We start from the raw sequence: 9863 nt of genomic DNA, 5'->3' as shown, positions 1-9863 counted from the left end.
GACGGAGTCACCGAGGCCCGGGACCGCCTGGGCAGCTTCTACCCCCTCCTCGAGCGGGTGACGGCTTGGGCCGATCGGCGTCCGGATGCGCTCGTGCGCAGGATCGGCGCGGACCTGCGGGCGCACACGGGCGGACCGCTCGCCGACGACATGGCCCTGATCGTGCTGCAGCGCGAGGGGGCCCACGTCCCGGCCCGGATCCCCGAGAACCGGTGGGTTTCGTGACGAAGACGCGGCCCGCCTGAGGAAAAGCAGCGACGCCGCCGGGCGCCCCCCGGGCCCGGCGGGCTGCTCCCTGCCGGGCCCGGCAAGGCGCGGGTGCGGGCCCTGGGCCGGGTGCGGGGTGCGGCTCAGTCGTGTTCGCGCTCGTAGGCGGCCAGGAGGAAGAGCCAGATCTCGCTGACCGTCGGGAAACAGGCGATCGCGTGCCTCAGACGCTTGAGCGGAACCTCGCCCGCCACCGCGACGGTGGCCGAGTGCAGCAGCTCACTGACCCCCGGGCCGACGAAGGTGACCCCGAGCAGGACGCCACGGTCGAGGTCGACCACCATCCGGGCGTGGCCCCGGTAACCGTCGGCATACAAGTTGGCACCCTGGGCCGCGTTGAAGTCGAGGTCCACGGTCTGGATGCGATGACCGGCCGCGGCCGCCTGCTCGGCGCTCAGGCCCACCGCGGCCGCCTCGGGATCGGTGAAGAAGACCTGAGGCACGGCGTGCTGGTCGGCGGTGGTGGCGTGGTCGCCCCAGGGGCCGTCGTCCAGCGGGCGGCCTGCGGCTCGGACCCCGATCGCGTCCCCGGCGGTCCTGCCCTGGTACTTGCCCTGGTGGGTGAGCAGGGCACGGTGGTTGACGTCACCCAGCGCGTACAACCATGCGCCGTCGACTCCGCGGACCAGGCAGGTGGTGTCCACGTCGAGCCAGGAGCCGGGGGTGAGGCCGACCGTGTCGAGGCCGATGTCGTCGGTGGCGGGGGCACGGCCGGTGGCAAACATGATCTCGTCCGCCTCCACCTCACTGCCGTCGTCCAAGGTGAGGGTGACGGGACCCTGGGGGTCCGGACGACGCAGCGCGGTGGGCTGGGCGCCGATGCGCACCTCCACACCCGCCTCGCCGAGACCGCGAGCCACCAGCTCCCCCGCGAAGGGTTCCATACGGGGCAGGAGACGGCGTCGGGCCACGAGAGTGACCTGGGAGCCCAGACCCTGCCAGAGAGTGGCCATCTCCACACCGACCCCGCCGCCACCGACGATCACAAGCCGCCCGGGCACCGTACTGGAGTCGGTCCCCTGCCGGTTCGTCCACGGCCGGGCCTCGTCCATACCCGGGATGTCCGGCAGGACCGGCCGGCTGCCGGTGGCGACGGCGACCGCGTGCCGGGCCATGAGGGTGTGGCGTGCGCCGTCGTCCCTGGTGACCGTGACACGGCGGGGACCGTCGAGCCGGCCCTGGCCGCGGAAGAGGTCGGCACCCATGGACTTGACCGCCTCCGCCTGACCCGTGTCGTCCCAGTCGGTGACGTAGCGGTTGCGGCGGGCGAAAACTCCCTGCGCGTCGATCCGGCCGTCGACGGCCTGCCGGGCACCGTCCACGCGGCGGACGTCGGCGACCGCGATGACGGGCCTGAGCAGCGCCTTGCTCGGCACGCAGGCCCAGTAGGAGCACTCGCCGCCGACGAGCTCACGCTCCACGACGGCTACGGTCAGGCCTGCGGCAATAGCGCGGGCGGTGACGTTCTGGCCTACGGGACCGGCGCCCAGCACCACCACGTCGTAGGTGGTCTCCTCCGATGTTCCGCGTGCTTCGCTCATGTCTCCCTCGCAACCTGATCCGGGACCGGTCGTCGGCTCTTCGCCGAAGCGCGGGACGGCGTCGGGAAGCGGGTCCAGGCGGCGCCCCGGGTCATGTAACCGCGCGCTCCTCCCCGGCCGCCACAACTGCCCCATTCGCCTCACGAAGAGTCGCCATAAGTGCCACCTTCGGCCGTACGCACGCCCTACGCACCTCGTACCGGCGCCGGGTCGTGGGGGCATCGGACCCGCGGGGGCGCCGGAGGGCTCGACTCGGCTGCCGCCCGCGTCCGCATCGGGCTACTGAGGTCTTTGCGGGATCAGGCCCCCGTCGCCTCGCGGGCGATCTGCTCGAACTGCGCGCCCATCGCCTCAGCGAGCGCCTTGGCGGCGGTGAGCGGGCGGACCATGACCTGGAAATCGTCGATCTTGCCGTCCGCGTCGAAGTGCAGGAAGTCGCAGCCGTTGACCTCCAGACCGTCGATCTTCGCCCGGAACACCAGCGCCTGGTCGCGGCCGTCCGCACTCACGATCTCGCGCACGTAGTGGAAGTCCTCGAAGACCCGAATGACACCGCGGAGGATCGCCGCCGTCATCGGCCTGCCCGGGTACGGCTTGTACGCGACCGGACTCGTGAACACGACGGATTCGGACAGCATCCCCTCGATCGCGTTGTGGTCACCGGACTCGACGGCCTTGCGGAACTCACTCATCTGGGCCCCTCCTGCTCCTCGACTTGTACTTCGGCGGCAACACCGGCCGATCGAACGGCTGTTGTCATCGACCGGCACCGGGCGAACGGCGCTGCGCAGGTTCGTGCCACCGACTGCCCGGCCCACCGTGATCCACGACGCGCTCCTGGTCAAGGTCCGGGCCCCGGGCGAGACCCCCCTGCCGCCCAGACACCGCCGCCCGGCCGGAAGGGACGTCTCCCCGAGCGGCCGAACCGGACCCGACACCGGGGTCCGCAGCAGGAAGCCCTTCCGCTATGTTGTTACCGCGTCGTAGATCACGCCTCAACCAGGCGCGTCGGCACGCCCGTTCCCGTCTTCGGCTCCCCAACCCGAGTGGAGTTCACGTGGCCGCATCCCATGTCATGATCATGACCCATATGTCCCCATGCGGCCGCCACTCCCGTACCGTGCCTCTCGCCGAGGCGACTCGCGGATTCGGTCCGGCAGCGGACTGAGCGTCACCGGCCGGTGGACGCACCGGCCTTCCCTCTTCGCATCCTCTCGAAATGCCCTGCGGCGTGAGCGGTGAGGAGCCGTCCGACTCTCCGTCCATCCGCGACCCGCTCTCCGAAAGTCCGCTCCGTGACCATCTCCCTGCCCGAGAGCAAACCGGCCGGTCGGCATGCCGCCGTTCCCGCCGGCAGCCTCTTCCGGCGTGTCTACGCACCGCGCACCTGCGACGCGCTCGCCTTCTCCATGTCGACCTACGCCATGCCGCTGCTGGTGCTGGCGACCACGGGATCCTCGTCCCTGACAGGCCTGGCCTTCGCGTTGGAGTGGATACCCCGGGTGGCCGCGTTCAGCCTGGCCGGAGCCCTCGTGGACCGCTGCGGCGCGGCGATCGTGTGCTTTCTCGCCTCGTTGGCACGGGCCTTGCTGGTGGCTGCGGCGGCGGTGGCACTGGTCGCGCTTCCTCAGGGCACGACCGAGACCATCACCGTCATGGCGCTGGCAGCCGTGACGGGAACGCTCACCCAGTTCAGCTTCGTCGCGAACGAGGCCGTCGGCGCCATCGTCAGCCGGCGGACCGAAGGGCAGCCCCACAAGGTGCAGTCGGTGCTCATCGGCATCGACCAGACGGCCACTCTCGTCGGACCGGCACTCGGCGGTTTCCTGCTCCTGTCCGGGCCGACCCGGATGCTCGCGTGCCTGAGTGTGCTGTCCTTCCTGTCGGCCGGACTGGCCCTGCAGACCCCGCCCACACCACTGCGCGGCGCGAGCGGGGACGAGGGGCGCCCGGGCGGCGGCATGCGGGAAGGCTGGAAGACGCTGCGCTCACTGCCGGCCCTGCGCCTGCTTGTAGCCGGGCTGGCCTGCTCCAACCTGGCGCTCGGACTGCTGCAGTCGGCGAGCCCCATCATCGTGGTGCACGGTTTCGGCCGCTCCCCCGCCGCCGTCGGCACCCTCTGGTCGGCTGCCGCCGCTTCCACGCTCCTCGCGGTCGCCTGCTGCCGTTTCGCTCTCGACCGGCTCGGTCTGTGGGGAGTCGGTGTCATCAGCTCCACCGTCGCGGCCACCGCCTGTCTCGCTCTCCCCCAGGCGCCCTCCTATCTCGGCTACACGGCCCTCGTGGCGCTGTTCATGGCCGGTGACGGAGGGCTCACCGTCGTCCTGCGCACCCTGCGTTCGCTGATCATTCCGCCCGCGGCGTTCGGCACCACGCTGTCCTTGACGATCCTGCTCCTGCTGCTGCCCTTCCCCCTGGCAGGGATCGTCATCGCCCTCAGCCCGCCGTCGTGCCTGACCGACGTCCTGGGTGGGTGCGCCGTGCTTCAGGCCCTGGCCCTGTTCGTCACCTTCGGGCGTCTGCGCAACAACCCGCTGCTGCGCGCGAGGAGGGATCCGACTCCGGCCTCCGCCTGAGCCGATGCCGCGGTTCCGTCCTCGCGGGCCGCGAACGGCGCGGATGAGGCGTGTGGCCGTGGCCGTGTGCCGGAGGCGGCACGATCCGGGCGGAGTGCCGCAAGGGCCGCCCCCGCACCTGGCGTCATCGTGACCCGGCGCCGCCGGAGTCACACCGCGGCGCCCAGGTCAGTCCCACCGGATTGCCGGACGGAATCACTCCGGATGCCAGCACCTTCCGGGCCAACGGGGTGAGCAACTCGGCCAGTCGCACGGTGGCATCGCGTCCCACGGCCCGCCATGGACCTTCGGCAGCGGCATCGGTCTCCGCTTCGATCGCATCGCGCTCGGCCGCTCCCCGAGGGGTTGGGAGCTGTTCGGTTTCGGATGTGCAGGAGTGTGCGTGAGTGTGCACGAGCATGTACCGGTTTGCGGTGTTGCAGCGCGCGCACGACGCTTGGCGGGCTCTGAATGTCAGTGCCCGCCGGTAGCGTTCTTCCTGTTGTCGATCAAGCGTTGGGGAGGGGGGTGCATCGATGCGTGGTGAGTCGCTGCGCACGATCGCTGCCCCCTTCGTGGCCGTCGGTCCGTCCGGTGTGGCGATCCGCACCCGCCTCAAGGCCCTCACGCCGGACGACGAGCAGGTGTTACGTCTGGTCGGCGCGCATCTGGGGTCGCTGGCCTCGAAGGATCTCAAACGCCGGTGCGCTGAGGGCCCGGAGCACTCCGCGGATACGTGGGCGGGGCGCAAGCGGGCCCTGACGCAGGAGTCTTCGTCGCGGTGGGCTGGTTCGATCACCAAGGCCACCCACGATCAGTGGGCGCTGTCCCGGCGTGCCCAGCTCGCGCACATCCGCAGCCTTGAGGCCGGTATCAAGACGATCGCGCACCGCCTGTCGCTGCCGGTGGGCGAGAAGGGCTCGAAGCGGGCGCCGGGCGGATACCGCACCCGGCAGGAGTGGTTCCACAAGACCCGGCGACTGCATCTGCTCAAGGATCGGCTGGAGCGGGAGCGGGCCGATCACGAGGTGGGGCGGGTGCGGGTGGTGCGGGGCGGCAAACGCCTGCTCCACACCCGACACCACCTCGAGGCGGCGCAGCTCACCGGGCACGCATGGCGGCGTCGTTGGGAAGCGGAGCGCTGGTTCCTGCAGGCGGACGGCGAGTCCGGCAAGCGGTTGGGGAACGAGACGATCCGCGTCACCCCGGACGGCGAAGTCTCCCTCAAGCTCCCCGTCCCGCTTGCGCACCTGGCGAACGCCCCGCACGGCCGGTACGTCCTGGCCGCAACCGCGGTCTTCCACCACCGAAGCGACGAGTGGGCCGACCGCGTCTCGACGAACCGGGCCGTGGCCTACCGCATCCACTACGACACAGACCGCTCCCGCTGGTACCTGACCGCCTCGTGGACGATCCCGCCGGTCACCACCGTCCCCTTGTCCGACGCCCGCACCGGCGGTGTGATCGGTGTCGACACCAACGCCGACCATCTGGCCGCCTGGCGGCTGGACGCCCACGGCAATCCGGTCGGCGGGCCGCGCCGGTTCTTCTACGACCTGTCCGGCACCGCGGACCACCGGGATGCCCAGGTACGGCATGCGCTGATCCGGCTCCTGCACTGGGCGAAACGCCACGGGGTGTCGATCGCGATCGAAGACCTCGACTTCAGCGCGGACAAGACCCGGGAGAAGCACGGCCGCCGGAAGCGGTTTCGGCGGTTGATCTCCGGCATGCCGGTATCCAAGCTGCGGGCCCGGCTCGTCAGCATGGCGGCCGAACTCGGCATCACCATCATCGCCATCGACCCCGCCTACACCAGCAGGTGGGGCGCCCAGCACTGGCTGGGGCCCCTCACCCACACGACCAGGAAAACCAGCCGTCACGATGCCGCGAGCATCGCGATCGGCAGGCGCGCCCTCGGACACCGCATCCGGCGACGGACGGCACCGCCCCCACACGACCAGAGCGATCGTGTGGGGCATCGGACCGCCCAGGCCGGACACGGCACCCCAGGGCGTGAGGGAACCCGCCCCCGCATCCCCGGACCACGGACACGATCCGTGTCGCCGGACGCGGCGCGAACGCGGGAGACCAGTGCATCCACCACCGTTCGGGATGCGCCAGTTGACCAGGATTGGGTACAAGACCCACTCCAGCTCACTGACTAGGAACGGTCAGCCGACCGACGTCGTCGATCCATCCGCGCGCCCGCAGGTCCGCTTCGGCGCCTTGCCAGGTCGCCGCGTCCCACTTCCGGCCTTCGCGCAGCATCGCGCCGTCCGACTCTCCCGAGGCGGCCTTGAGCACCATCGCCTCGACCGGGCCGACGCGACGGCTCACCAGCACGGCCACATGTCCGTCACCCCGGTGTTCGCGCAGTGTGGTCGCCGCCTGCCAGAGCCGCACATGCGGCAGTTCCGGGCGGTTGAGAGCCTGGTTGGCCCCGCCGAGCACCCGTCCCGCGGTGTCGGCCGCCGCGGCCGCGTCCCAGGCCCGATCCGCCGCTTCCGCCATCCGCGCGCTACGCACGACGTCCTCCCCGAACAGCCGACGCATGCTCAGATCCACCGCACGCTCTCTGGCGGCGAGCATGTCCGACGGAGTCGCGTAGCGCCTGGCGGCCGGCAGCGCCCGCGTCACCCGGTCGGGGTGGAACACATAGAAACTGCTGACGACCACAGCCGCGGGTACCACTCCCAGCGGGGCGGCGCGCATCGCGACATACCCCATCCAGAAGCCGCGCATTCCCGCCCGGTCGGCCTCCTGCCGCGCCTCCGGTGTGAAGTAGACGAGGTCGTGCACGGGTTCGGCGAGCTCCCACATCGACCGGGCGGAGACATCGCTCGCCGCGCGCCCATGTCCGTCACCCCGCAGCAGACCCGTCATGACAGCTGTCATAGCACGCTCGCACGTCAGCTGTCCCGGCTTGGCGCGAGCCGACCGGTCAGGGGCGTTCGGTCCGCCCACGTGTGGAGCACCACGATGGGGGCGGCGTGTGACCTCCCCAGGGACACGCCGCCCCGCACCTGCCCTCGCGGCGGTGCGTGTACCCGCCGCGGGCCGGTTCATTCCCTGCGCCGGCCGGGAAGTTTCCGGACTGGCTCGGCTGCGCGGTCCGCGTCCCAGCGCGGGCATGCGTAGGCCATGAGGGCGGTCGTCGCCGTGGCCCGGCTCGTCAGCACGGCGTGGGGATGAACAGGGCTAAGGTGCCCATCAGCCGCGTATGTCGGGGCAGGAGAAGAGCGGCCGGGAACCAGGACGGCGGGCGTTGCGCGTCATGAGTCCTGAGAGTCCGGGCCGGACGGCCGGCGACGGGAAGACCGAGGTGTACAGGGTGGACGTCTCACTCGAGTCGGGGAGCCTCCGCGCCGCGCAGTCGTTCGACGCGCCGCGACTGGAGGTGCATCCGCTGCCGGAACGTCCCGGCGTACGGGTGATCGGCGAAGTCGGCCTCGACACCCGCACGGCTTGGCGGGATTCGCTCGGCCGGCTGGCGCAGCGCGATGAGGCACTCCTCCATGTGGAGCTGTCCGAGGTGACGTTCATCGACGTGGCGGGAGTTACGGACCTTGCGGTGCTCGTCCAGTCACTGGCCGAGGGGCAGCGGCTCATGCTGTACGGGCCGCCGCCGCAAGTGGCGCGCGTGCTGTCGGTCTTCTGGCCGGAGCTGGGCGGTATCGAGGTGGCACCATGACCGAACTTGTCACCGCGCGCGGGACGTTCGTGCATCCGGCGCTGTTCTACCGCGGCGAGAAGCAGTTCCTGGCCGTTACCGTTCCTTTCGTTCTGGAAGGTCTGGAGGCAGCCGAGCCGGTGGCCGTCGCGGCCCCGCCGGATCGTCTGGAACTCCTGGAGGACCGTTTGGGCGGGCGTGCCGCCGAGGTGCGCTTCGTGGACATGACCCGGGCGGGCCGCAATCCCGGGTGGATCATCCCGGGGGTGCTGCGCAAGTTCGCCGACGCCCATGGCGAGGGCCGGGTACGCATCATCGGTGAGCCGATCTGGCCGGGCCGCAGCAGCCTCGAGTACCCCGCGTGTGTGCAGCACGAGGCCCTGATCAACGCGGCCTTCGACGGGCGCGACATCACGATCCTGTGCCCGTACGACGCCGAGGGGCTCGACCGGCGGGTCCTCGACGACGCAAGGGCCACCCACCCGCTGGTGATCGACGAGAACAGTGAGACGGCGTCTGCCGCCTACAGCCCCGAGGCCGTTGTCGACCGTTACAACCAGGCGCTGCCCGTGCCGCCGGGAGCCGGTGTGTTCGTCTTCGGCAGCAGCGGTCAGCTCTCCGGGGTGCGCGAATTCGCCGTGCGGTACGCCCGGGAGATAGGGCTCGCCGACTCGCGCCTGAACGACCTGGCGCTGGCGGTGGCCGAGTTGACCACCAACAGCGTCCTCCACGGTGCCGGTGGCGGAACGCTGCGGATCTGGGCGGAGGGCGAACAGATCGTCTGCGAGGTGCACGACGCCGGACGGCTGATCGACCCCCTGGCCGGGCGACGCCCCCAGCCGCCCACCGAGCCCGGTGGGCGAGGACTGCTGCTGGTGAACCACCTCGCGGACCTAGTCCGGATCCACTCCGGTGACCCGGGCACCACCATTCGCTTCTATCTCGGCCGTTGACCGCCCGTCGCTGCGAGAGGGCTGCCCCGGGCGCGTATCAGGGTCCGTGAGCCCTGCGAACGACGTCCCATCGCGGCCGCCGGGCGCGCTCGGGACCGCCGAGCGGGCGGTCGCGGCGTCGTACTCACGACATGCCGAACCATGGGGGTTGGGATCTGTTCGGTTTCGGATGTGCAGGAGTGTGTGTGAGTGTGCACGAGCATGTACTTGTTCGTGGTGTTGCAGCGCGCACGACCGCTTGGCGGGCATTGTCAGTGTCGGCCGGTACCGTTCTTCCTGTTGCTGATCACGTGTGGGGGAGGGGGCAGATCGATGCGTGGTGAGTCGCTGCGTGCGATCGCTGCCCCCTTCGTGGCCGTCGGCCCGTCCGGCGTGGCGATCCGCACCCGCATCAAGGGCCTCACGCCGGACGACGAGCAGGTGTTACGTGTGGTCGGTGCGCATCTGGGGTCGCTGGCCTCGAAGGATCTCAAACGCCGGTGCGCTGAGGGCCTGGAGCACTCCGCGGATACGTGGGCGCAGCGCAAGCGGGCCCTGACCGACACGTCGTCCTCGCGGTGGGCCGGTTCGATCACGAAGGCCACCCACGATCAGTGGGCGCTGTCCCGGCGCGCCCAACTCGCGCACATCCGCAGCCTTGAGGCCGGTATCAAGACGATCGCCCACCGCCTGTCGCTGCCGGTGGGTGAGAAGGGCGCGAAGCGGGCGCCGGGCGGATACCGCACCCGGCAGGAGTGGTTCCACAAGTCCCGGCGGCTGCATCTGCTCAAGGATCGGCTGGAGCGGGAGCGGGCCGATCACGAGGTGGGGCGGGTGCGGGTCGTGCGGGGCGGTAAACGCCTGCTCCACACCCGACACCACCTCGAGGCGGCGC

The 9863-nt window shown here is 70.8% G+C and carries 9 protein-coding genes and 1 pseudogene; 6 read left to right on the top strand and 4 right to left on the bottom strand.

Annotated features, from left to right (window positions below):
* Nucleotides 1-225 (top strand): SpoIIE family protein phosphatase (locus tag ACWDA7_RS46415; protein WP_450613416.1); only part of this gene is annotated, 225 nt, incomplete at its 5' end.
* A 125-nt stretch (nt 226-350) separates the two neighbouring features.
* Here ACWDA7_RS46415 and ACWDA7_RS46410 read toward each other — a convergent pair.
* Together ACWDA7_RS46410 and ACWDA7_RS46405 are read right to left on the bottom strand one after the other, a co-directional pair.
* Nucleotides 351-1808, bottom strand: coding sequence for a dihydrolipoyl dehydrogenase family protein (locus ACWDA7_RS46410; RefSeq protein ID WP_450613415.1), 1458 nt, complete (start codon nt 1806-1808; stop codon nt 351-353).
* A 299-nt stretch (nt 1809-2107) separates the two neighbouring features.
* The gene (locus ACWDA7_RS46405) at nt 2108-2500 is read right to left on the bottom strand and encodes a nuclear transport factor 2 family protein (protein ID WP_450613414.1); all 393 of its coding nucleotides are present in this window, start codon (nt 2498-2500) and stop codon (nt 2108-2110) included.
* Between the two features lie 603 nt (nt 2501-3103).
* Between ACWDA7_RS46405 and ACWDA7_RS46400 the strand changes: the two genes are divergently transcribed.
* A complete protein-coding gene (locus tag ACWDA7_RS46400) occupies nt 3104-4384 on the top strand; it encodes an MFS transporter (protein ID WP_450613413.1) in 1281 nt (426 codons plus the stop codon).
* A 124-nt stretch (nt 4385-4508) separates the two neighbouring features.
* Here the strand turns inward: ACWDA7_RS46400 and ACWDA7_RS46395 are convergent, their stop codons facing one another.
* A complete protein-coding gene (locus ACWDA7_RS46395; RefSeq protein WP_450613418.1) occupies nt 4509-4784 on the bottom strand; it encodes a helix-turn-helix domain-containing protein in 276 nt (91 codons plus the stop codon).
* Between the two features lie 115 nt (nt 4785-4899).
* Here ACWDA7_RS46395 and ACWDA7_RS46390 point away from each other — a divergent pair, with 115 nt between their 5' ends.
* On the top strand, nt 4900-6531 hold the full coding sequence (locus tag ACWDA7_RS46390) for an IS200/IS605 family accessory protein TnpB-related protein (RefSeq protein ID WP_450613411.1): 1632 nt from the start codon (nt 4900-4902) through the stop codon (nt 6529-6531).
* On the opposite strand, the gene ACWDA7_RS46385 is transcribed toward ACWDA7_RS46390, so the two are convergent.
* Nucleotides 6521-7249 carry an SCO6745 family protein gene (locus ACWDA7_RS46385; protein WP_450613409.1) on the bottom strand — a complete coding sequence of 243 codons (729 nt, stop codon included), beginning with the start codon at nt 7247-7249 and terminating at the stop codon, nt 6521-6523. The genes ACWDA7_RS46390 and ACWDA7_RS46385 overlap by 11 nt on opposite strands.
* Nucleotides 7250-7697: 448 nt before the next feature.
* Here ACWDA7_RS46385 and ACWDA7_RS46380 point away from each other — a divergent pair, with 448 nt between their 5' ends.
* The 3 genes and pseudogenes from ACWDA7_RS46380 to ACWDA7_RS46370 all read left to right on the top strand — a co-directional run.
* Entirely contained in the window at nt 7698-8057 is a 360-nt protein-coding gene (locus ACWDA7_RS46380; RefSeq protein WP_450613407.1) for an STAS domain-containing protein, read from the top strand.
* Nucleotides 8054-8989, top strand: a complete 936-nt coding sequence (locus tag ACWDA7_RS46375; RefSeq protein ID WP_450613405.1) for an anti-sigma factor RsbA family regulatory protein — start codon at nt 8054-8056, stop codon at nt 8987-8989. The genes ACWDA7_RS46380 and ACWDA7_RS46375 overlap by 4 nt, the downstream gene beginning before the upstream one ends.
* 312 nt (nt 8990-9301) lie before the next feature.
* Nucleotides 9302-9863, top strand: a pseudogene (locus ACWDA7_RS46370) (IS200/IS605 family accessory protein TnpB-related protein); the annotation flags it as partial.

The organism is Streptomyces sp. NPDC001156 (genome assembly GCF_053598275.1).
Note: the sequence above shows the minus strand (reverse complement) of the source record. Positions and strands in the feature narration are given on the sequence as shown.

Coding starts and splice junctions, on each gene's coding strand:
- ACWDA7_RS46410 (WP_450613415.1), bottom strand. CDS start 1,808: ATGAGCGAAGCACGCGGAACATCGGAGGAGACCACCTACGACGTGGTG.
- ACWDA7_RS46405 (WP_450613414.1), bottom strand. CDS start 2,500: ATGAGTGAGTTCCGCAAGGCCGTCGAGTCCGGTGACCACAACGCGATC.
- ACWDA7_RS46395 (WP_450613418.1), bottom strand. CDS start 4,784: ATGCTCGTGCACACTCACGCACACTCCTGCACATCCGAAACCGAACAG.
- ACWDA7_RS46390 (WP_450613411.1), top strand. CDS start 4,900: ATGCGTGGTGAGTCGCTGCGCACGATCGCTGCCCCCTTCGTGGCCGTC.
- ACWDA7_RS46385 (WP_450613409.1), bottom strand. CDS start 7,249: ATGACGGGTCTGCTGCGGGGTGACGGACATGGGCGCGCGGCGAGCGAT.
- ACWDA7_RS46375 (WP_450613405.1), top strand. CDS start 8,054: ATGACCGAACTTGTCACCGCGCGCGGGACGTTCGTGCATCCGGCGCTG.